At 67.8% G+C, this 26,915-nt stretch carries 30 protein-coding genes; 16 read left to right on the plus strand and 14 right to left on the minus strand.

The window, feature by feature from the left end; translation table 11 throughout:
* Positions 1 to 45: 45 nt before the first annotated feature.
* Both M0R88_RS01810 and M0R88_RS01815 read right to left on the minus strand, forming a co-directional pair.
* Entirely contained in the window at positions 46 to 765 is a 720-nt protein-coding gene (locus M0R88_RS01810) for a DUF7096 domain-containing protein (protein ID WP_248655258.1), read from the minus strand.
* A 72-nt stretch (positions 766 to 837) separates the two neighbouring features.
* A complete protein-coding gene (locus M0R88_RS01815) occupies positions 838 to 1,902 on the minus strand; it encodes a helix-turn-helix transcriptional regulator (protein WP_248655259.1) in 1,065 nt (354 codons plus the stop codon).
* A gap of 243 nt (positions 1,903 to 2,145) precedes the next feature.
* Between M0R88_RS01815 and M0R88_RS01820 the strand changes: the two genes are divergently transcribed.
* Positions 2,146 to 2,454: a HalOD1 output domain-containing protein gene (locus M0R88_RS01820; protein WP_248655260.1), complete on the plus strand. Its 309-nt coding sequence runs from the start codon at positions 2,146 to 2,148 to the stop codon at positions 2,452 to 2,454.
* 60 nt (positions 2,455 to 2,514) lie between these two features.
* Here the strand turns inward: M0R88_RS01820 and M0R88_RS01825 are convergent, their stop codons facing one another.
* The gene (locus M0R88_RS01825) at positions 2,515 to 3,978 is read right to left on the minus strand and encodes a replication factor C large subunit (RefSeq protein WP_248655261.1); all 1,464 of its coding nucleotides are present in this window, start codon (positions 3,976 to 3,978) and stop codon (positions 2,515 to 2,517) included.
* A 140-nt stretch (positions 3,979 to 4,118) separates the two neighbouring features.
* Between M0R88_RS01825 and M0R88_RS01830 the strand changes: the two genes are divergently transcribed.
* The 3 genes from M0R88_RS01830 to M0R88_RS01840 are packed head-to-tail and all read left to right on the plus strand — an operon-like array spanning position 4,119 to position 5,581.
* On the plus strand, positions 4,119 to 4,730 hold the full coding sequence (locus tag M0R88_RS01830; protein ID WP_248655262.1) for a GNAT family N-acetyltransferase: 612 nt from the start codon (positions 4,119 to 4,121) through the stop codon (positions 4,728 to 4,730).
* Positions 4,727 to 5,338, plus strand: a complete 612-nt coding sequence (locus tag M0R88_RS01835) for a GNAT family N-acetyltransferase (protein ID WP_248655263.1) — start codon at positions 4,727 to 4,729, stop codon at positions 5,336 to 5,338. Before M0R88_RS01830 ends, M0R88_RS01835 begins: the two co-directional genes overlap by 4 nt.
* A 15-nt stretch (positions 5,339 to 5,353) precedes the next feature.
* A complete protein-coding gene (locus tag M0R88_RS01840) occupies positions 5,354 to 5,581 on the plus strand; it encodes a DUF7385 family protein (RefSeq protein WP_248655264.1) in 228 nt (75 codons plus the stop codon).
* 15 nt (positions 5,582 to 5,596) lie between these two features.
* On the opposite strand, the gene M0R88_RS01845 is transcribed toward M0R88_RS01840, so the two are convergent.
* Positions 5,597 to 6,781, minus strand: coding sequence for a metal-dependent hydrolase family protein (locus M0R88_RS01845; protein ID WP_248655265.1), 1,185 nt, complete (start codon positions 6,779 to 6,781; stop codon positions 5,597 to 5,599).
* Positions 6,782 to 6,915: 134 nt separating this feature from the next.
* Between M0R88_RS01845 and M0R88_RS01850 the strand changes: the two genes are divergently transcribed.
* Positions 6,916 to 7,509 carry a DUF7978 family protein gene (locus M0R88_RS01850; RefSeq protein ID WP_248655266.1) on the plus strand — a complete coding sequence of 198 codons (594 nt, stop codon included), beginning with the start codon at positions 6,916 to 6,918 and terminating at the stop codon, positions 7,507 to 7,509.
* Between the two features lie 168 nt (positions 7,510 to 7,677).
* Positions 7,678 to 7,947, plus strand: coding sequence for a DUF8075 family protein (locus M0R88_RS01855; RefSeq protein WP_248655267.1), 270 nt, complete (start codon positions 7,678 to 7,680; stop codon positions 7,945 to 7,947).
* Positions 7,948 to 7,952: 5 nt separating this feature from the next.
* Here M0R88_RS01855 and M0R88_RS01860 read toward each other — a convergent pair whose 3' ends face one another.
* Complete coding sequence (locus M0R88_RS01860) at positions 7,953 to 8,363, minus strand: hypothetical protein (RefSeq protein WP_248655268.1); 411 nt, start codon at positions 8,361 to 8,363, stop codon at positions 7,953 to 7,955.
* Positions 8,364 to 8,541: 178 nt separating this feature from the next.
* Here M0R88_RS01860 and M0R88_RS01865 point away from each other — a divergent pair, with 178 nt between their 5' ends.
* The 4 genes from M0R88_RS01865 (at position 8,542) to M0R88_RS01880 (ending at position 11,926) form a co-directional block, all read left to right on the plus strand.
* A complete protein-coding gene (locus tag M0R88_RS01865; RefSeq protein ID WP_248655269.1) occupies positions 8,542 to 8,970 on the plus strand; it encodes a hypothetical protein in 429 nt (142 codons plus the stop codon).
* Between the two features lie 186 nt (positions 8,971 to 9,156).
* A complete protein-coding gene (tnpC, locus tag M0R88_RS01870; RefSeq protein WP_248655270.1) occupies positions 9,157 to 10,614 on the plus strand; it encodes an IS66 family transposase in 1,458 nt (485 codons plus the stop codon).
* A gap of 39 nt (positions 10,615 to 10,653) precedes the next feature.
* A complete protein-coding gene (locus M0R88_RS01875) occupies positions 10,654 to 10,914 on the plus strand; it encodes a hypothetical protein (protein WP_248655271.1) in 261 nt (86 codons plus the stop codon).
* A 304-nt stretch (positions 10,915 to 11,218) separates the two neighbouring features.
* The gene (locus tag M0R88_RS01880; RefSeq protein ID WP_248655272.1) at positions 11,219 to 11,926 is read left to right on the plus strand and encodes a glycosyltransferase; all 708 of its coding nucleotides are present in this window, start codon (positions 11,219 to 11,221) and stop codon (positions 11,924 to 11,926) included.
* 23 nt (positions 11,927 to 11,949) lie between these two features.
* On the opposite strand, the gene M0R88_RS01885 is transcribed toward M0R88_RS01880, so the two are convergent.
* Positions 11,950 to 12,621 (minus strand): SprT-like domain-containing protein, encoded by a 672-nt coding sequence (locus tag M0R88_RS01885; protein WP_248655273.1) that lies wholly within the window; start codon positions 12,619 to 12,621, stop codon positions 11,950 to 11,952.
* A 46-nt stretch (positions 12,622 to 12,667) separates the two neighbouring features.
* On the opposite strand from M0R88_RS01885, the gene M0R88_RS01890 reads away from it, so the two are divergent.
* Entirely contained in the window at positions 12,668 to 12,949 is a 282-nt protein-coding gene (locus M0R88_RS01890; protein WP_248655274.1) for a DUF7967 family protein, read from the plus strand.
* Positions 12,950 to 13,047: 98 nt separating this feature from the next.
* Positions 13,048 to 14,151 carry a sensor histidine kinase gene (locus M0R88_RS01895; protein ID WP_248655275.1) on the plus strand — a complete coding sequence of 368 codons (1,104 nt, stop codon included), beginning with the start codon at positions 13,048 to 13,050 and terminating at the stop codon, positions 14,149 to 14,151.
* A 33-nt stretch (positions 14,152 to 14,184) separates the two neighbouring features.
* Here the strand turns inward: M0R88_RS01895 and M0R88_RS01900 are convergent, their stop codons facing one another.
* A complete protein-coding gene (locus tag M0R88_RS01900) occupies positions 14,185 to 15,243 on the minus strand; it encodes a deoxyhypusine synthase (RefSeq protein ID WP_248655276.1) in 1,059 nt (352 codons plus the stop codon).
* A 74-nt stretch (positions 15,244 to 15,317) separates the two neighbouring features.
* Positions 15,318 to 16,310 carry a cytochrome c oxidase subunit II gene (coxB, locus tag M0R88_RS01905; RefSeq protein WP_368409368.1) on the minus strand — a complete coding sequence of 331 codons (993 nt, stop codon included), beginning with the start codon at positions 16,308 to 16,310 and terminating at the stop codon, positions 15,318 to 15,320.
* A 239-nt stretch (positions 16,311 to 16,549) separates the two neighbouring features.
* Between coxB and M0R88_RS01910 the strand changes: the two genes are divergently transcribed.
* On the plus strand, positions 16,550 to 18,817 hold the full coding sequence (locus M0R88_RS01910) for a DUF6789 family protein (RefSeq protein WP_248655277.1): 2,268 nt from the start codon (positions 16,550 to 16,552) through the stop codon (positions 18,815 to 18,817).
* A gap of 67 nt (positions 18,818 to 18,884) precedes the next feature.
* Positions 18,885 to 19,472, plus strand: a complete 588-nt coding sequence (locus M0R88_RS01915; protein ID WP_248655278.1) for a DUF7979 domain-containing protein — start codon at positions 18,885 to 18,887, stop codon at positions 19,470 to 19,472.
* Positions 19,473 to 19,498: 26 nt separating this feature from the next.
* Here the strand turns inward: M0R88_RS01915 and M0R88_RS01920 are convergent, their stop codons facing one another.
* From M0R88_RS01920 to M0R88_RS01930, 3 genes are all read right to left on the minus strand, one after another.
* Positions 19,499 to 20,332 (minus strand): cytochrome c oxidase subunit 3, encoded by an 834-nt coding sequence (locus M0R88_RS01920; protein WP_248655279.1) that lies wholly within the window; start codon positions 20,330 to 20,332, stop codon positions 19,499 to 19,501.
* Between the two features lie 96 nt (positions 20,333 to 20,428).
* On the minus strand, positions 20,429 to 21,148 hold the full coding sequence (locus M0R88_RS01925) for a bacteriorhodopsin (protein ID WP_248655280.1): 720 nt from the start codon (positions 21,146 to 21,148) through the stop codon (positions 20,429 to 20,431).
* Positions 21,148 to 23,466: a methyl-accepting chemotaxis protein gene (locus tag M0R88_RS01930; protein WP_248655281.1), complete on the minus strand. Its 2,319-nt coding sequence runs from the start codon at positions 23,464 to 23,466 to the stop codon at positions 21,148 to 21,150. Before M0R88_RS01930 ends, M0R88_RS01925 begins: the two co-directional genes overlap by 1 nt.
* Before the next feature lie 397 nt (positions 23,467 to 23,863).
* Here M0R88_RS01930 and M0R88_RS01935 point away from each other — a divergent pair, with 397 nt between their 5' ends.
* Complete coding sequence (locus tag M0R88_RS01935; protein WP_248655282.1) at positions 23,864 to 24,139, plus strand: hypothetical protein; 276 nt, start codon at positions 23,864 to 23,866, stop codon at positions 24,137 to 24,139.
* Here M0R88_RS01935 and M0R88_RS01940 read toward each other — a convergent pair.
* Together M0R88_RS01940 and M0R88_RS01945 are read right to left on the minus strand one after the other, a co-directional pair.
* Positions 24,136 to 24,606, minus strand: a complete 471-nt coding sequence (locus tag M0R88_RS01940) for a hypothetical protein (protein WP_248655283.1) — start codon at positions 24,604 to 24,606, stop codon at positions 24,136 to 24,138. The genes M0R88_RS01935 and M0R88_RS01940 overlap by 4 nt on opposite strands.
* Positions 24,607 to 24,699: 93 nt before the next feature.
* On the minus strand, positions 24,700 to 26,016 hold the full coding sequence (locus M0R88_RS01945) for a phosphoribosylglycinamide synthetase C domain-containing protein (protein WP_248655284.1): 1,317 nt from the start codon (positions 26,014 to 26,016) through the stop codon (positions 24,700 to 24,702).
* A 106-nt stretch (positions 26,017 to 26,122) separates the two neighbouring features.
* Between M0R88_RS01945 and M0R88_RS01950 the strand changes: the two genes are divergently transcribed.
* On the plus strand, positions 26,123 to 26,500 hold the full coding sequence (locus tag M0R88_RS01950) for a hypothetical protein (RefSeq protein ID WP_248655285.1): 378 nt from the start codon (positions 26,123 to 26,125) through the stop codon (positions 26,498 to 26,500).
* Positions 26,501 to 26,506: 6 nt separating this feature from the next.
* Here M0R88_RS01950 and M0R88_RS01955 read toward each other — a convergent pair whose 3' ends face one another.
* Positions 26,507 to 26,914, minus strand: coding sequence for a DUF488 domain-containing protein (locus M0R88_RS01955; protein ID WP_248655286.1), 408 nt, complete (start codon positions 26,912 to 26,914; stop codon positions 26,507 to 26,509).
* Between the last annotated feature and the right edge of the window lies 1 nt (position 26,915).

A 26,915-nucleotide genomic window follows, 5' to 3' on the forward strand; every position in this document is an offset into this window, starting at 1 on the left:
TCGAACCACCGACCGACGCGGCTGTCTTCGCCGTCGAATCCGCGTTCACACCGTCCGGTTACCCGACCGACCGTCGGCGAGGGTTCGCCTGTCGGTCCCGTTGCCCAGCGTCTCGTTGACCACGTCGCGCGCAACCGGGTCCTCGAACTGGTAGAGCGCGCGAGCCTGCGCACCGAGGTCCCAGATGCGCGTCGCGTTGATGGCGTGGTCCCAGCGCGCCGATTCGGGGAGTCGCTCGGCGGCCCGCGCGGTCCGGTTGGCCCGGCGCTCGACGGTTCTGGCGCGGACGACGAACTCGGTCAACGCGGCGCGGTACTCGCCTTTAGAGAGTTCGTCGCGCTCCCACGACTCGGTGAGGTTCTCCCGAACGCCTTCGAGGGTGTCGAGGTACGCCGAAAGCGACTCGGTCTCGTTGGCGATGACCGCGGCGCGCTGGTCGGGCGTCGTCGCGTTCGCCAACTGCCCCGACAGCGACCGGTTGAGGAGTTCGCCCTGCACGGACGCGCCCTGCGCGCCGACCGCGCCGGTCAGTTGCTGGCCCGGCGAGACGCTGGTCGTCTCGTCGGGTCGGTCGGTTCCGTCGCTCTCCGTCTCGTCGCTCTCGTTAGTAGTCTCTTGGCCCGGCCACCCCGGTTGTCCGGCGTCGGCGACGGGCTGTACCGATGGAGTTCCGTCGGCGACCGGCGACGACTGGTCGGCGGCCGCGCCGCCGGTTACTACTGCCAGTCCGACCGCGGCGAGGAGGACGACGAACGTCGGCTTCATAGATACACCGGACGGGTCCCACGGGCAATAAGCCGCCGTTACTGAATCCGGATTTAGCCGAATTAACGGGGTTCAGGACTCCTGTTGCTCGGTCGGCAGTGCGAGTACGTTCTCCCTACCGAGCCGGAAGCTCTCTATCTTGCCTTGTTCGCGCAGGCTCCCGACGACTTGGCTCGTCTTGGCCTCGGTCCAGCCGAGTTCGTCCACGACCGCGCGCTGTTTGATGCGCCCGCCGCGGCGTTCGAGCAGTCGCAGGACGCGCTCCTCGTTACTCAGCAGGTCCTCCGGCGGGTCCTCGCTCTCCGGTACCGGTTCGCGTTGCTCGCGGTCCCGGTAGAGCCACCAGCCGCCGGCCGCGAGGAGTGCGACGAGCGCGAGTCCGCCGACGCCGGTGGCGACCAGCGTCCACGGGACGTTCGGGCCGATCCCGCCGGGCGCGGTCAGCACGATGCGGGGCTCGTTGCCCGCGAACTCGATGGGACCGTTCCAGATAACCGCGTTCTCGCGCTTCTCGTAGCCCGAGTCGGGGCGCGGTTGGACGGTCGTCGCGTCGTACTCCTCGGGCCACTTGACCAACAGCCGCGTCTTCTCGTTGAGGATGAGTCCCGACAGCGAGTCGCCGATGCGGACCTCGCCGTTCGAGACCGCGGCGAACCCGTGCCACTTGAAGGAGTAGACGACCAGCCCGTAGCGCTGGGGGAACTCCCGAATCTCGGCCCGGACCGAGTAGTTCGTCCCCGACATCTCCCGGCCGGTGGTCTGTTCGGCGCTCCGGATGGTGCTGTTCATCCGGCCGACGAACTGCCGGCTGTACTTCGTCGAGTTGGCTTCCACGTCGTTCTTGTAGCTCCTGAACGCCGCGGCCGTCTGGGAGTCGTCGAGTCTCGTCCGGTAGACGACCTCCCACTTGGCGGTGCCGTTCCCGTACACCGTCACGTCGAGGACCACCGTGTCCGGCGTGACGCGCTGGCTCTGGGACTGCACGCTTCCGTCGGCGAGTGCGGCCGGAGCGACGTCGAAGTCGGCTGTCGCTGTTCCGGAGCCGCCGATAGCGGACGCCCCACCGGCGGCTGTGCCGACCGCGGCCACCAGACAGAGGGCCGCGGCGAGCAACGCTACGGACTGTCGCGCCCCCATTCGTCACGTACGTCCGACGCGCAAGGAAAAAGGGATTGCGTCGTTTTGGGGCGTCTGCCCCGACTCGGGGCGGTTCCACGACTCCTTTCTCTGCGGTAGGCGGCCGTTACTCCCGTTAGGTCGGAGTTGGTACGCTTAATTCGGATTAACTCGAGGACAAGCCGTCCTCAGAACCACCAATCGGCTTTCAGCGTTTCGGGGGTTGAAGCACCTGTCCGTCCTTGCCAAAATCGGCGAGATACGATGTCGAAGACCGAAACGCACACCGTCGACGCGATAGAGTACGAGAGCGAGACACCCCTGCGGATGCAGGCCGACTGGTCGGGCACCGAGACGCTCGACTCGGCGGTCACGTGCGCCATCTCGCGGGCGACCGGCGTCTCGGTGACCGAGCTCGCGCCGCTGTACGAGTACATGGACCCCGACGCGCTCCACGAGTTCGTCGCGTCGATGCGCGACCGGGAGACCCAGACCTCCATCACCTTCCAGTACGAGGGCCACGACGTGACGGTCCGCGCGGACGGTGAAATCTTGGTGTGGCCTGCGCGGTGACGAGTCGGCGTTGCCGACCCCGAGTCCCGGACGAGTTCGGTCGGTCGGAGCCGACCGCCCTCAGAAGTCGGTCAGGCCGGCTTGGTTGTCGTCGGCGTCGCCCGAATCCCCGCTGGCTTCGCCCTCCGAGTCGTCGGTCTCCCCCGCCGACTCCGAATTGGTTCCGTCCGACGCCGCCGACGAGTCGGCGGCGTCGGACTGGGACCCGTGACTCCCCTCGAACGCGCCCCCGGAGTGTTCCACGGCCGCCTCCTCCCGCAACTCTTCGGCCGACTCCACGATATTTTGCACCTTGTTGGTGTCCTCGCCCGACCCGGTGACGAACGAGACGTGTTCGGCGTCGAGGTCGTACTTCGCGGTCATGGCTATCGTCAGCTCCCGGTTCTTGCAGTGGTGGGTCATCGCCGCGAGGAAGGGCAGAATCTCGCGGCGCGCGGTGGACATGCTCACGCCGTCGGTCTCGGCTATCTTCCGGGCCACGTAGTCGCGCTTGTTGCGGTTCCCGCGGGAACTCCCCAGCTTCCGCCAGTAGCTCGGCGGGCCGTAGCGCGTCCACCCGCCCTTGTCGCCCTGCCGGGCCGCCGCGACCCCGCCTGCGATGTTGTCGCCCGCGTAGCGCCAGTAGGAGTAGTCCTGCGACGCTTGGACGCGGCCGAGCCACTTGTCGGCGTTCGAGAGGAAGTCGTAGGCGGTGGCCAGTTCCGCTCCCTCGTAGTCTTTCGGCACGTTGTCCTCGACCCAGTTCAGCATGTCGTCGGGCGTCTCGTCCACGTCGTAGGACTCCCGAATCGCGCTCCGGGCGTCTTCCTCCTTGAACAACGCGTCGAGGAAGTCGAAGATGCCGCTCGACCGGTCGCGATCGCCCGTGACCTCCACGTCCTCGGCGGTGAGTCGCTCCTCGGTCTCGGCGATGGCTTGCAGGTCGTTGACCGCCGAGCGCAGGTCGCCGTCGTTCTTGTCGGCGATGGCTCGGAGTGCGTCTTTCTCGTACTCGATGCCCTCCTGCTTGCAGATGTGGCGGAGTGCGGGCACGATGGAGCGGGCCTGCACGTCCCGGAACTCGATCTCCTCGCAGGCGTTCCGGAGCGTGTTCGACATGTCGTAGAACTCGTTGGCGATAAGGACCATCGGTTGTCCGGCCTCCTTGACGACCTCGGTGATGGCCTTCGAGCCGCCCCTATCGACGTTCCCGTGGAGGTTGTCGGCCTCGTCCATGATGACGAGTCGGCGGCCGTCGCCGCCCCCGGTCAGCGTGCCGGACTTGGCGGCCTCGCCCGCGACCTTCTCGACCACCGAGGAGGTGCGCTGGTCGCTGGCGTTCAACTCGATGGTCGGCCACTCCATGTCGTTGGCCAGCGCGTGGGCCGCCGAGGTCTTGCCCACGCCGGGGCTCCCGTGGAGGATGGCGGCGTCCTTGTGGTCGTCCCACGTCTGGGCCCACTCCTTCAGCGCGTCGCGGGCCTTGTTGTTCCCGCGGAGTTCGGAGAGAGAAGAGGGCCGATATTTCTCGGTCCAGTCGGTCATTGAGCGTTGGTAGGGGTGAGTGGCGTTTAGTGGTTGCGGAGAGCGAGTCGGCGGCGAGAGACCGCTCGATTAACTTTCGGAGCGCTAACAACTCCCACTCTCGGACAACGCTTTTCACGCCATCCTCCGACGAATCTGCCATGCTTCCGGAGCGCATCGAGACCGACCGGTTGGAACTGACGGCGTTGACGCCCGAGAACGTGGACGTGCTGGCCTACTACGACATCTGCTCCGGGAACGCTGGCGACGACATCGACGCCGTGACCGAACACCTGCCGTGGGAGCCACACGACACGCCGAAGGAGACCAAGGAGTTCCTCGACCGACTCGCCGACCAGCGTGCGGCGGGCGAGAACGCCGAGTTTCTGGTTCGGCCGAAGGGCGGCGACGAGGGCCCGGACGACGACCGCATCGCCGGCACGGTCGGTCTCGCCCCTCACTGGGACCGCCGGACCGGCGAACTCGGCATCTGGCTCCGCGAACCGTTCTGGGGCCGGGGCTACTACGACGAGGCGTTCGCGGAACTGGCTCGGGTCGCGTTCGAGCGCCTCGACCTCGACGCGGTGGAAATCGTCCACCGCCACGGCAACGCCAACTCCCGACGCGCGACCGAGAAGTTCGTGGAGCGGTTCGGCGGTCGCCACGAGGGTCGCCTGCGCAACTACTGGACCGGGCCGGGCGGCCCTGCCGACGCCCATCGGTACACCGTCGCGCGCGACGAATACGGCGCGAACGCGGAGGCCGACCGATGAGCGAGCGCGACCTCTTCCCCGAAACCATCGAGACCGACCGGCTCCTGCTGGAGCGACTCTGTCACGAGAACGTCGAGACGCTCGCGTTCTACGACTGCTTCGCGGCGGGCGTCGCCGACGAGGAGGTCTTCGAGTACGTCCCCGAGGACCCGTGGCAGACGCCGAAGGAGGCCCACGACCGCATCATCGACGCCGAGGAGCGGTGGCGAGAAGGTCGCGGTGCCGAGTACGTCGTCCGACCGAAGGACGGCGAACCGCGCGCCGGGGAAATCGCAGGGACGACCAGCCTCTTCTGTAAATGGGAGCGCCGGACCGGACAGTTGGGCCTGATTCTCCGCAAGCCCTTCTGGGGCCGGGGCTACTCCGGCGAGCGCGCCGCCGCCCTGATGGAAGTGGCGTTCGACCGCCTCGACCTCGAACTCGCGACCGCGGGCTACAACGAGGGCAACGAGAAGTCCCGGCGAGCCATCGAGAAGTACGTCGAGCGATTCGGCGGTCAGTACGACGGCGTCCTCCGAAACTGGGTGCCGATGGGCGACGAGATTGACGACCTACACCGCTACACCGTCTCGCGCGAGCAGTGGGTCGAAGCGACGAAGGGGGACTGACGAGAACCCCGAGCTATGCCCGAGCGTTTCGACGTCCACGACCACCGCCACGCGCTGAAACTGCACAAGGACACCGGTCAGACCCAACTCTGGGAGAACAAGAAGGGACTCGACTGCCCGGCCTGCGACGAGCCGTTCGCGGACCTCCTGATTTCCGAGAAGCGTCACAACAGCTTCGGCCCGCCCGACGGTCGGTTCTGCGTCGTCCGCGAGGAGGGTCGAATTCTGGTGTTCACGCACTGACGCCGATTTCGCGCGCTACGCTTCGAGTCGGTCGAACGGCGTCCCCGCGACGACGTCGCCGCCCTTGACGACCGTCTCGGGCTCGCGGAGCGTCGAGAGGTCCTCGAAGGGGTCGTCGTCCAGCACGAGGAAGTCGGCGAACGAGTCGGCTTCGAGCGTGCCCGCGTCGTCCAGTCCGACGACCTCGGCCGCGCGGCCGGTCATCGCCACGAGCGCGTCGTGGGGGTCCATCCCGTACTCGGCCATGAACGAGATTTCGGTGGCGTTCGCGCCGTGGTAGTTGAACGGCGTGCCCGCGTCGGTGCCGCCGACGATTTCGACGCCGGCCTCGACCGCCGCGGAGAACGACTCGATGTGGCGCTCGTAGACGTCGTTGGTCTTCTGGAGCGACTCGTCGGTGGCGTGGTCGGCGTTGCGCACGATGCGGTACGGGGCCGAGAGCGTCGGCACCAGCACCACGTCCTCGGCGACGAACAGGTCGATGGTCGCCTCGTCGAGGAACGTGCCGTGTTCGATGGTGTCCACGCCCGCGCGGATGGCCGCCTGCGCGCCCGCCGCGCCGTGGGCGTGGGCCGCGACGTGGACGCCGCGGCGGTGGGCCTCGTCCACCAAGGCGTCCATCTCCTCCTGCGTGAAGGCGGGCACGTTCGGGTCAGTGCCGGGCGTCGTGACCCCGCCGGTCGCCATGAATTTGATGAACTCCGCGCCCCGCTTGACCTGCTCGCGGACCGCCCTCCGGCACTCCGTCGGGCCGTCTACCTCCCGGCCGAGATGGTGGCCGTGGCCCCCGGTGATGGTGATAGACCGGCAGTTGGCGACCATCCGCGGGCCGGGCATGTCGCCGCGGTCGATGCGCTCGGCCAGCACCACGTCGAGGTCTCGGGCACCCATCGCTCGGACGCCCGTGACCCCGGCTTCGAGCGTCTCGCGAGCGTTAACCGCCTCGGTCAGCATCAGTTCGGCGTCGCTCATCGACACCACGTCGGCGACGCTGGCCTCGCCGGAGAGCGAGAAGTGGACGTGCGCGTCCACGATGCCCGGAACTATCGTCCTCCCGCCGAGGTCGTAGGTCGGTTCGTTCTCTCTGGGGTCGGCGTCGCCGACCGCTTCGACGCGTCCCGATTCGGGGTCGAACCGGAGTGCGGCGTCGTCTCGGACGTCGCCGGTGCCGTCCACGACTCGGGCGTCACGCAGAATCATGTGGTGAACGTTCCCAGTCGCCGCTCTTGAATCCCGCGAATGTACCCGGCGAAACCGGGCGCGAGGGGCCGGAGATGTTGCACCGCTGTCGTCCGGCCACAAGACACTCCCGGCATCGGTCGGAGGCCCCGACCATGACGACTCAACGAGACGCGTCTCTCACGACCGGCGGGATGGTTCGGCGCGCGACGCTGGCCCGCGGTGCGGTCGCGGGCGTCGGCGCGTGGCTGCTCGGCTATCTGGTCGCCTACGTCTGGAAGTCGGCGGCCATCTCGGAGGCGCTCCGGGGAGTCGGCTTCGTCTCGCAACTGCTCGGCGGCGAGGCGATTCCCGCGTGGAAGGGCGTCTCGTGGCTCTTCCTGAACGCCCACTTCGTCGCCACGCGCTTCCCGACGATTACCGGCGGGACTCGGACCGCGAACGTCGTCACTCGCGAGGGCGGTTCGACCCTCCTGCTCGCGCTCCCGGTCCTCGTCCTGCTCGGAGCGGGCGTCGTCGCCGGGTACGGGCGACCCGGCGGCGCAGTCGAGCGCGCGAAAGCGGGCGGGACGGTCGCGCTGGGCTACCTGCCGCTCTCGGCCGGGGTCGCGCTGGTCGCCACGCACGCCATCGGCGACACCGGAACCGCCGTCTCGCCGGACCCCGTGACCGCGGTTCTGCTGGCGGGGCTGGCGTATCCGCTGGTTCTGGGTGCCGTCGGTGGCGCGCTGAGTAGCGCGGCACGGTAGCGCAGGGACTCGGCGAACGCTCACCGTAGCCTGCCGACTGCTCGACTCCGATTCCGGGGTCGTTCGGCGACCGTACGCCGCGCAAATCGCGGTCGTTCCGCGAGCGAATCCGACCGCCACGACCGGGGGAACCGCTTTTACCGCGACCCGTCGTACGCCTCCCACCAGATGCCACTCATCCACTTCGAGGAGGCCGACGGCCCCGAGCGCACCCAGATCGGCGAGGGACTGGTCAAGTTCGCGCGAGCGGCCGACCGCCTCGAAACCGGCCGCTCGGAGGGCAAGTACTTCCTGAACCACGAGGAGGGCTGTGACGCGGGCGGCGAGCGAATCGAGACCGGCGACGAGTTCTTCTTCGACACCGAGGCCGGCGAGATCCTCTGTGCAGACCACGGCCGCGAGAGGCGGGAAGAGCGCGACGCGGTCGGCGAGGAGTAGCCCGACTACGCCTCCTCGCCCAGCACGTCCTCGACCTGCCACTCGGGCAGGACCAGCATCTGCTCGTCGTCGGCCAACTCGTCGCTGGTCACGAATTCGAGTCGGTCGCCGCCCGAGACGGCGGTCCCGCCGCCCGCCACCTGGTCCCAGTGGTCGGACACCGCGTCGGGGACCGGGAGCTGTCTACTGTCGTCGTCGATGACGGTGCTGGTCAGGAATCGGACGCCGGGGTCGTCCTGGATAGGGTCGTAGAGCTGTGAGGCGACCACCGCGTCGTCGGCCTCGCGGACGCCCCAGTAGACCTCGCCGCCCTGCTTCACCAGTTCGATGTTGACGGCCTTCTGTGGCACTGGCAATTCGCGGGTGTTCGCGCTGACTGATGCACCGCCGAGTCGGTCGTACGAGTCGGTCGCCATATCAGAGACCTCGGCGCGCACTCGGTTAGCTCGTACGGCCGTGGGCCGCGTGACGGTTCCGACCGCGGGGCGGGTTGGGTGCCGGCTCACGACCGCGCAGCTCTGCGCGGTCGCTCGGCCGACCTCGGAAGGCGTATCGACCGACAGACAGATTGTCCCGGCGGCCGATGGACGACACATGACGACCACCTCGGACGCGAGTTCGACCGCTTCCGACGCGAGTTCGACGGACTCGGACGACGGGCGAAAGCGAGGCGCCACGGTCCTCTCCGGTCCCGACGAGTCGGGCGAGACCGGAGCGACGGAGAACGGGGCGATAGCGGACGGGGAGACAGCGAGCGAGGAGACCGGAGATGGGGCGTCCGGAGAGTCGACCGACGAGTCGGGCGACTCGTCGTCGCTGTTCGACAAACTCGACACCGTCGGGACGGTCGTCTGGACCGGTTTCCTCGTCGCTATCGTGGTCTACGCGCTGATTCCCGTCGTCGGCCTCGCAGCGGGGTACGCCCCCTTCGACCCGCCGGCGACGACGCCGTACTTCGCGCTCGTCGGGTTCGCGTTCCTCGGTGCGGCCGCGCTCGTCGGCGGCGCGATACTCGACGTGTGACCGGACGCGTCCGAGGTAGGTTTTTGGTATGTGTTTAGCCCGAACTGATTTCGTCACTGTCTCGTAGGAGGCGTTCACTGGGGGCCGTATGCACTGGCAGCAGAGATCTGGTGCGGTTCTGAGGGATGGGCTCCGTGGCGGAGCCCATCCCGGTGGCTCTGCTGTCCTCGCCGGGAGGTGGGCTCTGTGACCGGTGACGATCTCACCAAAGACGAGCTGCTCTCTCGGTTTCTCCAGCTTGAGCAACGAGTCGAAGAGCTCGAGCAGGAGAACAAGCGGAAGGATGAGAAAATCGACCAACTGCAAGAGCAACTTGACCAGAAGGACGAGCGGATAGAGGAGCTCGAAACACGCCTTCGCAAGTACGAGAATCCACACACGCCGCCGAGCAAGCGACGGTCGGCGACCGACGAGTCGCCGACCGCGCAAGACGACGAGGACGATGATGTCCGAACTGACGGCGGAACGCCAGGCCGGAACGAAGGACACGACCCAGAGTGGCGGACAGTAGCTGACCCAGACGAGGTCGTCGAGGTCACCTGTGAGTGCTGTCCCGAGTGTGGCGAACACTTCGACGAGTCGGCGGGCGTCAGCCCCCGACTCGTCGAGGAGATTCCTGATCCACAGCCGCCCGAAATCACCCAGTACAACCGCCACCACTACGGGTGTGACTCCTGTGGAACACAGACCGTTGCCTCTCACCCCGACTGCCCCGGTGAGGGGCAGTTCGGGGTGAACGTCATCGCCCAAGCCGCGCTGTCCCGGTACGATCATCGACTCCCCTACCGGAAAATCGCTGATCGTTTCGACCAACTGCACGGATTGGAACTCTCGGGCGCGTCTGCGTGGCACGCGACCGAGCGCGCTGCGCGCGCCGGTCGCTGTGAGTACGAGCAGATTCGCAGACAGATTCAGGAGGCTGAGATCGTCCACGTTGATGAAACCGGCATCAAGCGTGACGGTGACCAAGCGTGGATCTGGACGTTTCGGACAGACGAGCACACGCTGTATGCCGTCAGAGAGAGTCGTGGGAGTGATGTTCCCGCGGAAGTCCTCGGCGAGGACTTCGCGGGAACGATCGTCTGTGATGGCTGGACGGCGTATCCAGCGTTCAGCAGTACCCTCCAACGGTGCTGGGCACACATTCTCCGCGAAGCTGAAGATGCAGCTGAGGATTACGAGGACGCAAAGCCGATTTACCGGACGCTCAGGCAGATGTACGTCGGTCTCCAGGCCTGGCTGGAGACCGACCCGAGTACGCGTGAGCGCGCACAGATGCACCGATCGAGCCAGAACGGGCTCAGATCGCTCGCTGAGCGATCAGTAGCCGACGAACCAGTGGCAACACTGCTCGGAAAGATCGAAGGCGGGATCGATCACTGGCTCACCTTCGTCGGTGAGCCAGCGGTCTCACCGACGAACAACGCTGCCGAGAACGCGCTTCGTGAGCCAGTCGTTCTTCGGAAAATCATCGGCACGCTCCGCAACGACCGCGGGATGTTCGTTCATGAGACGTTGCTGTCCCTGCTGGCGACGTGGCGCCAGCAGGGACGGAATCCCTACGAGGAACTCAAGCGAGTCGTCAAAAGCAACGAGATGGTTTCCCGAACTCACGCCGTACCTGCCGTTGAGCCTTCGGGGTAAACACGTACGGTTTTTGGAATCGCGGCCACTCTGTCGTTCATGAGCAAGACGCCCTTCCGCGAGCGGATGTATCCCTGCGCGCGGTGCAACCGGGACGTGCGCGTCGAGTCGCTGTTGCACCACTTCGCCGCGATGCACGACGAGCGACTCGTCACCGCCAACCGCGACGGGACCGACGCCTGCGCGCTCTGCGGGATGGAACTGCCGGGCGACGACGAGAACAACGCGTGGAAACTCCGCGTGCGCCACTTCCGGGAGCATCACGGCAAGCGACTGCTCGATACGGACGCGCTTCGGTGAGCCTCCGAGAGAACGTCCAGTCGTCGAGTCGTCCGGAGACGCCGACGACCGAGACGTTCGGCGTAGCGGGGTCGAAGACGAGTGTCGGCCGAAGCCGTCGGCTACTGGGCGTCGAGAATGGCCTCGGCACTCATAGGGCTCGTCACGACTGGTTGCCGAGACCAGTTCGGAGCCGTCGCCTCGTCATCGGCCACTCCATCCTATCCGCTCCGGCGAAAAGACCCTTACTCCTCGCCGACAGACTTCGACACGAACGCCCCGCCCCCGACACCGCAGAAACGATGCACACGACAGGCCGGTACCGATGACCGCTCCCGCCGTCAGCTTCGTCGTCCCCGCGAAAGACGAGGCGGCGACCCTCCCGGCGACGCTGGCGAGCGTCCGCGACCAGCGCACCGACCGCGACTACGAGGTCATCGTCGTGGACGGCGACAGCGACGACGCCACTCCCGCGGTCGCTCGGCGGTACGACGCCACGGTGGTCAGTCAGGACGAAGCGGCCGACGGCGGCCCGGATTCAGCCGCCCGAGAGCGCGTCGGTCCGGACATCGGCGACGCGCGCCACCGCGGGGCGCGCCGGGCCGCGGGCGACTGGCTGGCGTTCGTGGACGCCGACACCGCCGTCCGCCCGGACTACCTCGACTCGATGCTGGCGTTCGCCAGCGAGTCGGACCTCGCGGCGGCCTCCTCGCGGTGTCGCGTCACCGGTCCCGCGCGAGCGAAGGCGATGGAGGCGGTCATCAACCACGTCTTCCCGCGTCTCGACCGGCCGGTTCTGCCGGGGTTCAACTGCTTCGTCCGCCGCGATGCGTACTTCGCGGCGGGCGGGTTCCCGAACGTGCCCAACGAGGACACCGCGTTCAGCCGCGAGTTGGGCCGCGAGCGCGCGACGGGGTATCATCCGGACGTGCTGGTCGAGACCTCCGGGCGGCGGATTCGGGAGTCGGGACTGACGGGCACGCTGTATCACTACTTGCGACTCGACTGGCACCGAATTCGGAGCGAGTACTGACGCCGGACCGACGCGCCGACGGCTCAGTCCGACTCCGGCTCCGAACACCGCACCGACGCGCTACAGCACGACGACCGGTACTGCTCGTGGTTCCGGACCAGTTTACACTCGCGGTACCGGCGTCCCACCACGGCCCCGCAGTCCGCACAGGTCAGGACGTACTTCGGGTCCGCGAACGGCGGGCACCGCACCGTCGCGTCCACCGTGGCGGCGCGCTCGCGGAACGCCTCGCCGTGGTCGGTCGTGCCGTAGCGCTGGAACTGCTCGACGTGGACGAGTTCGTGGCGGAGCGTCGAAGTCCACTCGCCCACGTCGAACGACTCGAACGCGCGCCACGTCAGCGACAGCGTGCAGGTCCGGAGGGTCTCAGGGTCGGTCCCCGCGCGCTCGGCCGCGGCGTGCCAGTCCACCGGGTCGCCGACTTCCACCTCGGGAATCTTCGGGCGCTTGACCGCGGCGGCGCGGCGCTTCGCGCGGGTCGAGACTTCCCAGTCGAGGCGCGAAAACTCCACGTCGAGGTCGTACTCGCGGGTCGCCTCCCGGCAGTAGGCGCGCGACCCCAGAATCAGCTCCTCGTGGGTTCCGGCGTGGGCCAGCGCCCGGACCGTCGGCGACTTGTCGGGGTCGGCGTCGGGCGCGAGCTGGCGGGTGTCGGGCATGGCGGTCGTTGGTGGTCCGTCGAACCCCTCCCTCATGAGGGTTTCCCGAACGACTAACTCCGAACGGAGCCTCCGTTCGAACATGGCGACAGAACCTGAGGAGGTCCGCGTCTGGCTCGTCGAGCGCACCTATTCGGACGACGAGCAGAACCTCGTCATCCTCGTCTACGCGACGCCCGAGGGCGACCGCTACTTCCGGAAGGAGCGCGCGCTGACGAGTTTCTCCGACGAGCGCGACACGACGGCGGCGCTCTCCGTGCCCGCGGACAACCTCGGCACCGTGGACGACCCCGACGAGCGCGAACAGTACGCCGCCGAAGCCGAGCGGATGGCCGACCTCCACGACCCCGACGACGCGATTTGAGTGACTCCTCGGCGGGATTCGACTGCGCTCCGGAGCAGTCTCTCGAACCGGATTATTCTGCCGTAGTATACTTTGGTCGCGCACATGAAGAGGGGGCAATGGACGACGGTGACGACGGAGAGCGCGAACGGGAGACCGACCGGCGTTCGTTGCTGACCGACGTACTGGACACGTCGGACGTCGGGACGTTCATCCTCGACGGCAACTTCGAGGTGGTCTGGGTGAACGAGGCCGTCGAGGAGTACTTCGGTCTCGACCGCGACGCCGTCCTCGGCGCCGACAAGCGCGAACTCGTCATCGAGCAGATTCAGGACCGCTTTATCGACTCCGACCAGTTCGCCGAACGGGTGCTGGCGACTTACGACGACAACACGTACGTCGAGAACTTCGAGTGTCACGTCCGCGACACCGAGACCACCGACGAGCGATGGCTCGAACACTGGAGCCAACCCATCGAGACCGGGCCGTACGCGGGCGGTCGCATCGAACACTACACGGACATCACCGACCAGAAGTACCGCGAGCAGGAACTCGACCGCCGCCGGCACGAACTGGAGAACCAGACCGAGCGACTACAGAACTTCGCCAGCGTCCTCAGTCACGACCTCCGCACGCCGCTGTACACGGTGCAGACCTACGTGGGCGTACTCCGAGAGAACGGCAACGCCGAGCAGGCGGTCATCGACGAAATCGAGCAGGCCGTAGACCGGGCGGACGCCATCATCGACGACGTGCTGGCGCTCGCCCGCGAGGGCACGTCGGTCATAGACCTGACCTCGGTCGATATCGCCGCGGTAGCGACGGACGCGTGGGAGAGCGTCGAAACCGGCGACGCCGCGCTCGACGTCGAAGACGAGTGCATCGTGACCGCCGACGCCGGTCAGCTGTCGCGGCTGTTCGAGAACCTGTTCCGGAACAGCGTCGAACACGGCGGCGATGGCGTCCGCATTCGGGTGGGACGACTCGGCGACGCAGGCTTCTACGTCGCGGACGACGGGGCGGGCATCCCCGCCGACCGGCGCGACAGCGTGTTGGAGTGGGGGTACTCCTCGACCGGAGACGGAACCGGATTCGGACTCGCCATCGTGCGCCAAATCGCGGAGGCTCACGGCTGGGAGACCGCAGTCACCGAGAGCGAGGACGGCGGCGCGCGCGTCGAATTCCGGAACGTGGACGTCGTCTCGGCGGACGCGGCCGAGTGAACTGACACTCCTGCTGATGAGAGACGCGAGGACCTACTCGCCGATTCGCTCGCGGGCCGCCGCGACCACGAGCGGGAGCGTGATGGTCGCGTCGGCGTAGACCGATGCGTTCCGCGCGGCCTTCTCCAACTTCCCCCACGACCGGGCCTCGTCCAGCGTCGCGCCCGAGAGACCGCCGGTCTGTGGCGGGTCCATCGTCAACTGGACCGCGTAGTCGTAGGCCTCGGGCGAGACGAGCATCGTCTGGAGGACGTAGTTCTTCGGGACGCCGCCGCCGACCACCATCGCGCCCGACTTCTCGGCGTCGAAGGCTTGGTCGGTGATGGTCGTCATGTCCGCCAGCGCGTCGAGCGTGAAGTCGGCGGTCTGGGAGTACATCCACGCTTGCAGGCCCAGCACGGAGTCCTGAATCGCCGGGCAGTAGATGGGCACGTCGTTCTCGTAGGCCGCGGCCGCGACGCCCGCGCCCTCATCGACGCTCTCGCGCTCGTTGACCTCGCTGTTGGCCCGGCCGAGCGCGGCCGTCAGTTCTTGGATGCTGACCACGCCGTCGTCGTCCTCGCCGTCGCCCTCGACGGCGGGGAACACCTCCGAGCGCAGGTGGTTCTCGAACAGCGCGAAGTGTTCCTGCGGGAGGTAGACGTTGTAAATCCTATCGACCTCCTCGTCGCGCAACTGCTCGTCGTGGTCCCGCTCCGTCTTGCCCTCGGCGTGAACCTGCCCGTGGTGGTGCTTGCCGCCGATGGCCTCGATGGCGTCGTGGGTCAGGTTCGCGCCGGTCGTGACCAGCGCGTCGATGTGACCGTCCCGAATCAACTCCGCGACGATTTTCCGCATCCCGGTCGGGACCATCGCGCCCGCCAGTCCGAAGAAGTTGGTCACGTCCTCGTCGCCCAGCATCTCGGCGTAGATGTCGACCGCCTCGTGGAGGTCGGCCGCGCCGATGCCCGCGTCGCCGTACGAGTCGGCCAGTTCGCCCACGGTCATCCCCGCCCGGACCTCGGCGTGGCCGATGGGGTCGTGGTGGAACTCCTCACGGTCGGGTTCGTGATGCTCGTGGTCGTCGTGACCGTCGTGCGAGTCGTCGCTCATAATAGACGCTCCTCGCGGAGTGGATTGAATGTCGTGGTTTCCACGGGCCGGTCGGCGAGCGGTACCGACCGCGCTCACGCGGGTATCTCGGTTGCGGCGGGCGAATTCGACCGCGCGGTCGAATTCGCCGGGACGGACCGGTCCGGGGATGCGCTCGCGTTTGCCGTCGGCGGTACGCTCGCGTTTGTCGGGTCGGTCGTGTTCGCCGGACCGCTCACGTTTGCCGGACCGCTCGCGTTTGCCGGACCGCTCGCGTTCGGCGCGTTCGAGACGTTCCCCGCGCTCGCGTTCGGCGGCGCGGTCACGAGTCGCTCGTCGGCGTGGGCCGCGAGCCACTGGCGGTACGTCTCGGGGTCCACGACGTACACCGCCGCGCGCATCCGGGCGTGGCCGTCGCCGCAGAACTCCGTGCAGTAACCCCGATACCGGCCGTTCTCCAAGGCGCGGGTCAGGAGCGTCGTGTCGTGGCCCGGAAACACGTCCTGCTTGAGTCCGAGTTTCGGGACGAAAAGCGAGTGAATCACCCTGTCCGCCCGGAGCTGTAACCGGGCGTCCTCGCCGCGGGGCAGGACCAGCAGGTTCTGGGTCGTGACGTTCGCGTCGGTGTAGGTGAACTGCCAGCCCCACCGGTAGGCCAGCACGTCGATCTCCACGTCGGCCTCCACGTCCGGCGGCGGCGCGGCCTCCGCCTCGGGCGTCGGCGAGATGTACGGACTCGCCAGCACGTTGTACGCCGACCACCCGACGAACACGAGGACGATGGCGGTCGCCACGGTCCACGTGACTTCGAGCGTCGGGTTCTCGGCGGTCGGCTCGGGGTCGTCGTTGCCCCGGAACCGAATCACGGCGTAGACGAGGATGACCTCGACGAACAGCGTGAGCGGGAGCGCGACGTAGAGCAACTGCAGGTTCAGCCTGTCGATGAGGTTCCGGTTGACCGATTGGGCGGCCGCCGGTGCGACGCCGCCGAGTCCGAGCGCGAACAGCGCCGCGGCCGCGAGGACGCTCCACCGAATCGCGGCGCGTCCGCTCGGCCGAGTCGCGCGCTGTCCTCGCCGCCGGCTCACTGCGTGTCCCCCCGAGTCCCCATGCACGTGCCCGACGACGGACGAACTGAAGTAAGTGCCGCCCACGGTACTGACGAACCGCCGCCCGCGGCACCGACGAACCGCCGCCCCCTGGACTGCCGAACTACCGGTTCACGGCTATCCCCGGTGGTCCGGCCTCCACTTTTATTCCGATTCGGGCCGACTCCTGCATCCATGCGTGGGGGACGAACGGGGACGCCGACAGCGACGGGGAAACGATGAACGGCCCGACGGTCGAGTTCGCGGCGCTCTGTCTGGTCGTACTGAGCGTCGGCGCGCTCGCTCGCCACGCGAAGCGACGGGCGCGCGCCGACGGCGGAGAGTACCCCGGCCGGGAGGGGTGGTTCGACGCCGAGGCGCTGACCGACGGTGTCGTCCGGTGGACGACGACGACGAACCACCGCGACGTGGGCCTGCTGTACATCGCGTTCGGCACGTTCGCGGCGCTCTGGGGCGGTATCGACGGGATGATGATTCGGACCGAACTGCTGACGCCGCCGGCCGACATCTGGACCGAGAGCACCTACAACGCCCTCTTCACGACTCACGGGCTGACGATGCTGTTCTTCTTCGTGACGCCCGTCTTCTTCGGCATCGGGAACTACTTCATCCCGCTACTGGTGGACGCCGAGGACATGGCGTTCCCGCGGGTCAACGCCATCGGTTTCTGGTTGCTCCCGCCCGCGCTCCTGCTCGCGCGGGCCGGCCTGCTCTCGCAGGTCTCGGGGCAGTTCCTCGGTTTGCTCGCGCCCGACGCGCTCGCGGAGGTGGTCCGCTTCTTCGAGAGCATCGAAGCGCCCGGCGTCGGGTGGACGATGTACACGCCGCTGTCGATAACGGTGGACAACCCCCAGATGGACTTACTCCTGCTCGGACTCCACCTCAGCGGCATCGGCACCGTGCTGGGCGCTATCAACTTCGTCGTGACCATCGTCTACGAGCGCGGCCCGTCGATCGAGTGGGAGACCCTCGACATTTTCTCGTGGACGATGCTCACGACGAGCGGCCTCGTCATCTTCGCGTTCCCGCTGCTCGGGAGCGCGCTGGTGATGCTCCTGCTGGACCGCAACTTCGGCACGACGTTCTTCACCGTCGAGGGCGGCGGTCCCCTGCTGTGGCAACACCTCTTCTGGTACTTCGGCCACCCGGAGGTGTACATCATCTTCCTGCCCGCGACGGGGCTGATGAGCTTCATCCTCCCGAAGTTCGCCCGGCGCGCGCTCTTCGGGTTCAAGTACATCGTCTACTCGACGCTGGCCATCGGCGTCCTCTCGTTCGGCGTCTGGGCACACCACATGTTCGCCACGGGAATCGACCCGCGGATTCGCGCGAGTTTCATGTTCGTCTCCATCGCCATCGCGGTGCCCTCCGCTATCAAGGTGTTCAACTGGCTGACGACCATCTGGGACGGGACCGTCAGACTCACCGCGCCGATGGTCCTCTGCGTGAGTTCCATCGGGATGTTCGTCGTCGGCGGCGTGACGGGCGTCTTTCTGGCGGCCATCCCGGTGGACCTGCTCTACCACGGGACCTACTACGTCGTCGGCCACTTCCACTTCATCGTGATGGGCATCATCCCGCTGATGATGTTCGCCGCGAGCTACTTCTGGTACCCCATCATCACCGGCCGACTCTACGACCGGGAACTCGCGCTGTTCCAGTCGGTCCTGCTCGTGTTCGGCGCGGTCGTCGCGTTCGGGTCGCTCGTCGTGCTGGGGTTCATGGAACTCCCGCGCAGACACGCGGTCTATCCCGAGATGTTCGCGCCGGTCCAGCAGGTCGCCACCGTCGGCGCGTTCCTCGTCGGTATCAGCGTCCTGCTGTGGCTCTACAACATGATTTGGTCGGCGTGGAACGGGACGCCGGTGCGCTCGGCCGACGTGTGGAACCTGAAGGAGACCGAGCAGTTCACCCGCGAGTGGGAGTGGTTCGAGGAGGAACTCGAACGCAAGTACGCCATCGAACCGACCGAACCCGAGACGACCCGGTCCGCGGCCGCGACCGAACCCGGCGAGGGCAGTCCGCAGGTGCTGACCGACGTCACGTCCGTCACCGGCGCGGTTCGGGACAACGCCGCCGTCGCGGCGCTCGGCGGACTGGTCGGCACGCTCCTGCTGTCGGGCGTCCTCTTTCCCGCGACCATCATCGGCGTCTTCGATTTGGCGTCGTTCGCCGACCTCTCGGAACTGGTCGGTCTCCCGCGGAGCATCGCGCTGGGCTACGGCCTGTTCCTCGCCGGCGGGATGACGACGTGGGCGCTGTTGTTCGTCGCCTTGGCGTCCTACCTGCCGGGGAGAGTCCTCGTCGTCCGGGGGCTCTCGTACGCGACCATCGTCGCGGCCGGGTTCCTGGTCGCGTTCTACTCGGGGCAGTCCGGACTCGAACTGGTCGGCTTCGTGGTCTTCACGCTCGTCGCCCACTGGCTCTACGGCTTCGGTCTGGCGGCGACGATTCAGGCCGTCTCCCTGCGGGGCGTCGAACGATGAGCGGGAGCCGCCGCTCGGGAGGTGCGGTCGTAGTGACCGCGCCCCGCGACTCCGGGAGTGGGCCGCCGTGAGCGGGACGTCCGGCCCGCCCCGGACCGACCGGACCACGCGGGGTGCCCTGCTAACCTACGGCGCGCCCTTGCTCGGCGCGCTCCTCGTCGCGGCCGGCATCGCGGGGAGCGTCCTCGGCGGCTACGCCATCGTCCAAGACGAGTTCGGACTCTGCGGCGACCCGACCATCGGCGTCTCCGACCCGCCCACCGCGACGGGCGCGGAGTCGGCGGGGGAGTCCGCGGCGGGAGCGGAAGGTGGGCAAGCGGACACCGCCGGCCCGGTGCTGGCGAGATTCGACCTCGACGACCTCTCGCCCGCGGAACGCCGCGCCATCGAGCGCGCGCTCGCGGAACCGGGCGGACAGGCGGACGTGCGCGGCGCGTTCCCCAACCGCGAGGCTTTCGAGCAGGGCGCGGTCGTCCGCGTCGAGGGACGCCGCTACTACGTCACCGTCGTCTCGTCGGTCGAGTGTCTCGGCGTGGACCCGCTCGTCCTTCCGCTCGGTCTGGTCGCCATCCTGCTCGGCATCGGCGGCGTCCTCACGCCGCCCGCGTACCGGCGACTCCTCGAACGCGGCGACGCCGGACGGTTCGGCCGGTAGCCCCTCGGCGTTCCCGACGCGCCGACTCAGAGCGATATCTCCGCGCCGACGTACAGCACGGCGACCAGGAAGAGCCACACGGCGTCCACGAAGTGCCAGTAGAGCGAGACCGTCGAGACCGAGGTGTCGCGCTCGGCGTCGTACTGGCCCCGGAGCGCACGCCAGAGGACGATGCCGACGAGGACGACCCCGAGCGCGACGTGCAGGCCGTGGAGTCCCGTCAGGCCGAAGAACGCCGAGGCGAACACGCCGCTGGTCAGGGTGAACTCCTCCTCGCCCACGAACGTCGCGTACTCGGCGATTTGACCGGCGAGGAACACCACCCCGAGCGCGAACGTCGCGCCGAGCAGTGCGAGGAACCGGCGGCGGTGCCCCTCGTCGAGCGCTTCGTGGGCGAAGTGGAGCGTGACACTCGACGCGACCAGCAGGGCGGTGTTGACCAGCACGAGCGACCCGACCAGTTCGGGGAGTTCGCCCGGTGGCCACGTCCAAATACGGACGTAGAAGTAGTAGACGAACCCCGCGCCGAACGTCGCCACGTCGGTCACGAGGAAGATGACCATCGTCGCGCGGTACGCCCGTCGCTTCCGGTCGCTGGCCGCCCGCGCCCAGTAGTCGCTGAGGTACGCCTGTCGGAGCCAGCCGACCAGTCCGCCGGTCAGCACGGCGAACCCGACGACGGCGATGCCGACCCCGACCGGACTCGGGAAGATGCCGGCGCGGTTCCCGACGAGCGCGAGCGCGGCCCCGGTGTAGAGTATCGCCGCGCCCGCGGCCCCGACGATGGGCCAGCGACTCCGATGCTCGTGTTCGTGGTCGTGCGCGTCCCCCTCGGCGACCCCGGCGTCGGTCTCCCCCATCCGACGGGAAGACGACGGCGAGCGAAAAACGAGTTGTGGTCGGTCGGGGTCGGTCCGCCGTCGCACGCTCGTCAGCCCACGATGGTCGCGCGCTCGTCAGTCAGCCGTCGTCGCGGGACCGTCGCCGGCGTCGGCGAGCGCCGCTCCGGTCCGGAGTTGGTCGAGCGCGTCCGCCCCGTTGACCGCCATGAACACGAACCCGACCTTACTGATGAGGTCGAGGTAGGTGACGACCATCACCTCGGTCCCGACGTGCAACAGGCCGAGTCCCAGCGGGCCGAGAATCCAGACCACGGGGTAGATGGTCCAGAGGACGACCGTGAGGTTCCGGAGCTTCGTGAACACCGCGCTCACGCGGTCGCCGTGGAGGGTCGCCTGCCGGGGAAGGACCCGCAGGAGCAGGTACAGCAGGCCGACGTAGGCGACACAGCCGACCAGATACGCGACGTAGCTGTACGGTGCCGAGAGCAGGCCCGCGACGACGCCCGACCCGATCACCAGCACGTCCACGCCGACCAGCGCGAGGTAGGTCTTCCGCTCGGGGCGACAGAGCATCCCGAGATACAGTACCAGCAGGGGCGTCGTCACCAGCCAGTCGAGGTACCGGGGCAGGAACAGCGCGGCGTCGCCGACCGCCACCTTCCCGATGCCGAGCGCCATGGCGAGGTACGCCGCGGCCGCGAATCCGGTCACGCCCGCCAGCACCGCGTAGTAGGTGGTGTGTCGGCGGTCGGTGGCGAGTCGCCACAGCGGGAAGGCGGTGCCGACCGCCATGCCGAGCGCGCCGAGCCAGAACCACATCGACGTGAGGGCCATCAGTCGTTCACCTCCGCGGACCGGAACTCGGTGTCGTCCAGCGGCCCGGCCCCGCGCGTCACTCTGAAATCGTCCAACAACTGCGAGAGTTCCGACGCCCGCTCGGCGAGGTCGTCGGCGTCGCTCCGGACCTCCGCCAGCGTCTCGGTCTGGGCCTCGGCGGCCTCGGAGACCGACTCGGCCTGACTCGTCGTCTCCTCGCTGATGGAGGCCACGTCGTCCACCATCTGGACGACCGCCGACGACGACTGTGCCTGGTCGTCGGTCGCGGCCTGAATCTCCTGAATCTGTGCGTCGGTCTCCTCCGCGTACTCCGCGATCTCTTCGAGCGCGTCGATGGCACCCTCGACCGTCTCGACGCCGGTGCTGATGCGGTCGCTGGTCTCGGCCATGCCCTCGACGGACTGGGCGGTCTTCTCTTGGACCCGCTCGATGCGGCCCTCGATTTCGGCGGCCGACTCCTTGGTCTCCTCCGCGAGGTTCTTCACCTCGTCGGCGACCACGGCGAACCCGTCGCCCTCGGCGTCGGTCCGCGCGGCCTCGATGGAGGCGTTCAGCGCGAGCATGTTGGTCTGCTCGGCGATTTCGGTGATGACCTCCACGATGTCGCCGATGGCCTCCATCTCGGCGTCGAGTTCCTCGATTTCCTCGGCGGTCCGCTCGGTCTGGGCCTCGACCGTGTCCATCTCCGCGAGGGCCTCCTCGGCGGCTTCCCTGCCGAGTTCGCCCGCGGCCGCGGCCTGCTGAGAGGTCGCGGCCACGTCGTCCACGGTGGCGGCGACCTGTTGGGCGCTGGCCGAGAGGGTGTTCATCTCGCTGGCGACCTCGCCGAGTTGGTCGGTCTGGCGCGCCGCGCCCTCCGATATTTCGGAGACCGATTGGCTGACCTCCTCGCCGGTCGTCATCACCTCCTCGGCGCTCCCCTCCACGTCCACGACCGCGTTAGAGACGTGCGAGGCGAAGCGCTTGACGTTCGCCACCGTGCGCTCGATGTCGTCCAGCATGTCGTTGAGCGACTCGCCGATGGCGACCATCGCCTCGCTCCGACTCTCGGTCTCGACCCGGACCGAGAGGTCGCCGTCCGCCGCGCCGTTCATCACGTCCTCGTAGTGGCTCGCCTTCGATTCGAGGTGCGACGAGAGGGCTTCGGCCTCCCCGCGGCGACTCTCGGCCTCGCGCCGGGCGGCCTCCGCGTTTTCTTTGGCCTCTTCCGCACTCTTTCGGGCCTCCTCGGCCTCGCGTATCTGCTCGCGCAGCGAGTCGCGCATCCGGGCGAACGAGTCGTACAGCGTCCCGAACTCGTCGCGGCGGGTGGTCTCCAAGTCCACCTGGAGGTCGCCGCCCGCCATCGCGTCGGCCTTCCGGGAGAGTTGCCGGAGCGAGACGACGGTGTTCGAGCCGACGGTCACGCCGACGAGCGCGAGGCTCACGACCGCCACGAGGATGAGTCCGAGGATGTTCGAGGTCACGGCGTCGCTGAGCGCGTAGGCCTCGCTGGCCGGCGCGTGGACGACGACCACCCAGTCGGTCGATTGCATCGGCGCGTACGCCATGAGCATCCCGCCGTCCATCTGCATGAAGCCCGACTTCCCGGCGAGACCTCGATTGACGGCGGGGCTGTCAGCGCCGCGGTGGTGGGTCGTCAGGAGTTTGCTCGCGTCGGGGTGCGCGAGATAGCTCCCCGAGGAGTTGAGGACGACCGTGTAGCCGCCTTCGACCCCGCCGGTCAGCGAGCGCGTGCGCTTCTCGATGTTGACCATGTAGATGACGCGCTTGTCGGGCGCGTCGGGGACCGGCGCGACGACCGCCACGACCGGGAAGTCCACGGCCGGGACCGTGAACGGTTCCGAGACGTGGACGTCCTTCTCGTCGAAGTCCGGCGGGTCGGCGGCGAACGGCGCGCCCTGCGCGGCCGGACTGACCCCGACCAATTTCTCGCTCGAACTGGTCACGATGGTCTTCTCGGCGGCGTCGTAGTAGTGGACCGCGACGACGCCGTCGGGAACGTTCCCGTCGGCGACCAGTCCGTTCAGGCGGTCCCGGATACGGTCGCGGTCACCGCTCCGGAACACCGGATGCTGAGCGGTCACCTGCGTCTGAGTCTTCACGCTCGACAGCCACGCGTCCAAGCTCTCGGCCCGCGAGTTCGACAGGGTCTTCAGCTCCTCTTGGGCGTCGTCTTGGACCTGTTCGGCGGTCTGTGCTTGCACTAGCGCGCCGACTGCGACCGTGATAGCGACGACCGACACCAGCGCGATAGCGAGTTTGAGCGCATAACTTCGTCGTATCCGCTCCAGAAATGGCGTTCGTTGTCCCATTTTGGATTTTCTCGAAAACGGATAAGTATTCGAGAAAAATAAGCGTAGGTGGTCGTATCAGCGATGATAATCGGCGTCTCGGATATGCCACTCTACTTTCGTCAGAGAACTGTAATGCCAACTACCGCGGGGGCCCGCGTGGCGCGGGTCGGGCGCCAGCGGCGGTTCAATTAGCCGCACCCGGTGGGTCGGCTGTCGGGGCCGGTTGGCCGCGGCCCGTCTCCGCCGAGAACCGTCGCGTGACCGTTGCTCCGGCAACCGTCGAGGGTTGTTGAAACCCGGCGGACACGTAATTCAAGTTGAACTGGGGGGTTTTAGTATTATCTATTTCCGAGAACGTCGGCCCGGCGCGAGATTCGACCGTCAACGATACCTGTGTGCGGAGACAACGTTTCGCATGGAAACCGACATCGGCCCCGCGAAACAGGTGACGATACTCGTCGTCCTCGGTATCTTCGCCCTGTTAGCGCTGCTGTTCGTCGGTCTCGTCCAACTCCTCGGTCTCGCCGGGGTCGCGGTCTTTCTGGCTCTCGTCGGTCTCCTCACTCTCGTCGCGGTGGTCGTGGGACTGACCCTCGAGGTCACGTTCGAAGGCGTCGCGTACGCCGTGGGGGTCACGCTGAGCGCGGTCGGTCGCCTCGGCGACCGGTTCGGTCGGCGGAAGGGACGCTAACCGTCGTCGGCCGGCCGGAACGTGAGTCGGTAGAGGTCCTCGCCCGAACACGCGCCGGCACCCGACTCGCACCGCTCGGTCCCGACCACGCGGTAGGTCCGGGGTGGAATCTCGCCGTTTCGGAGGTTCATCCAAATCGTCGGTTCCGTGCCGGGCAGGTCGGCGTACGCCTTTTCGCTCCCGCCGACGCAGGACGGAGCGAGACCGTTCAACCGGACGACGGCGCAGTCGTCGCCGTCGCACCGCGACTCGACGGTGAACGTGGACCCCTCCGAGTGGCCGGTCCCGCAGGTGACGCCCGTGTGCCGTTCGCTCGCGCGCCGGGACCGCGGCGGGCGAGCGTCCGCCTCTCGCGCGAGCGCGGTCTCGCTCGCCGCGAGTCCGCCACCGCCGACCGCGAGCGCGCCAGCGGTCCGTTTCAAGACGCTACGCCGGGAAATCGACTGCTCGGAGTTCGGCCCAACCATCGCCGCCAGCAACAGCGGTTTCGCTCTTGAGTCTTTTCGGCGTCGCCCGATAGGTTCCGGAAGTGGTGCGTCGGCGACGCCGGAGCGTCGCGGCTACGCGCCGCCGAGGTAACCCCACGCCTGCAACCGGTCGCCGTCGGACTCGACCCACCGGTCGCCGATATCGTCGCGGTAGTACATGTTCGGAATCACGACGTTGCCGATGCGGTCGTAGGCCTGTCGCTGTGCGTCGCGCATCGTCTCGCCCGTGCCGGTCACGACGAGGACGACGCCCGAGGTGCCCGCGACCCGCCACTGGCCTTCCACGTTCTTCGTGTCCTCGATGTGGACGCCCGCGGTCCGCTCGGGGTCCTCGAAGACGACGGCGGCGTTCCGCGAGTTCTCGTCGAAGGTGGTCTCGTCGTCGAAGGGGAACGGCGGTACGCAGACTCGGACCGCGACCTGATAGCCCCTGTGGACCGAGAGGTCGGGGTCCTCACCGCGGGCGAGTTCGGCGAAGAACTCGCCGGTCGGCGACTCCATCGCCTCCTCCTGCAGGGTGATGGTCGGGTAGCCGAACCGGGGCGTGAATTCGAGCGGGTAGACGCCGTCGTCGTCCACGATGCAGTTCACGTCGATGGACCCGACGTAGCCCTCGTCCGCGAGCCACCCCTCCAACTTGCCGAGGGTCGTCTCGAACAGTCGGTTGCGCCGGCACCAGAACATCGAGGTTCCCATCTCGCCGGTCGAGGGACCGATGTTCCCCGGGAACAGCTTCTTGTGTTCGAAGTTGATGTTTATCGGCTCCACGAACGAGTCGCCGTCGAAGAAGCCGCAGACTGCGACTTCGACGCCCTCGACGCGGCGCTGGAGCTGGAATCCCTTCATCCGGTGGCCCCACGACTTCTCGTAGGCGCGCAGGACGTCGATTACGTCGCCGCCGTCGCGCTCGCGGCCGACGTACAGCAGGCGCTTGACGTTCTGGACCTCGCCGAGCGGCTTGACGACGTAGGGCGCGGGGTTGTCCTCGACGTACTCGATGGCCTCGCCGAAGTCGGTGAACTCGCGGTGGGGCAGGGTCTCGACGCCGTGGTCGGAGAGGACCTCCATCGCGTAGCCGCGGTCGGATTCGAGGCGGTCGGTCGCCGGGGTGCCGCCGACGACGGCCTTCCCGCGCTCGCGCAACTCCTCGGCGATTTCGCCGGTCCCCAACTCGCCGTCCACCCAGATGTCGTCGAAGACGATTACGTCGGCCCACTCGACTTCGGCCCGCCAGTCATCGGTCTTCGGCACGAACCCGTCGGCGACTTCGGCCTCGGACTCGGACTCGACGTAGTAGCGCACGTCGTGGCCCTCCCGGCGAATCTGCCACGCGAGGTCCCCGACGAGCGGTTCGTCCAGCGAGCAGAACAGGAAGTTCTGAGTCTCCATGCGTGGTCTGGAACGCGAGGCGACAAATGCGTGTGGCCGACGCCGCGTCGGGTTCGACGGGAGTCCGAACCCGGAGACTAACGTCCTCCGCGGCGAACCCCCGTCCGTGATAGAACGACGTTGGCGCGGGTGGACCGCGCTCGAGGACGCCGACGAGTACGAACGACTCCTGTGCGAGGAGATATTTCCGGGGTTCGCCGACGAGACCGACGACGGGTATCGCGGGTTCCGCGTCCTCCGACGCGAGAGCGGCGCGGGCGGCGCAGACAGCCAGAACAGCGCGGACGGCGCAGACGACGAGAGCGACGACGAGGCGGAAGTCGAGTTCGTCACCGCGATGCGGTTCGACTCGCTCGACGCGGTGGCGGCGTTCGCGGGCGAGGACTACGAGCAGGCTCACGTCCCGCCGGAGGCGCGGGAAGTCCTCTCGCGGTGGGACGACCGGGCGCGACACTACGAGATTCGGGCGGAAGCGGAGTACTGAGCGGCGCTACCGGTCGTGTCGCTCGCGGAGGACGTCCCGGAGAATCGTCCGGTGACACCGCTTGTTGTCGGTGTTCTCGTAGCAGACCAGCCACACGTCCCGCGAGCCGAGTTCCGCGAGGAGGTCGTCCATCGCGGTCCGCGCCGAGTCGGTCCGGAGGTGGTCGCGATAGCGTGCGCCGAAGTCCACGCGGTCCCAGGCCTCGTCGTGGGTCAGGTCGTCGCGCTCGTCGGCGACGGTCTTGAACTCGCTCAGGAGGTCCTCGGGCGGCGCGAGTTCGGGGACGTTCTCGTCGAGGTGGTTCTCGATGCCGTAGGAGGGCCGACGGACGACGCCGACCACGAGGTCCTCGTCGGCGGGCGTCACGTGGCCGTGCTGGAGCGCGGCGTGGTAGGTGTCGCGGAGTTCGGGCATG

The sequence above is a fragment of the Halorussus gelatinilyticus genome, from assembly GCF_023238445.1.
GTDB classification, from domain to species: domain Archaea; phylum Halobacteriota; class Halobacteria; order Halobacteriales; family Haladaptataceae; genus Halorussus; species Halorussus gelatinilyticus.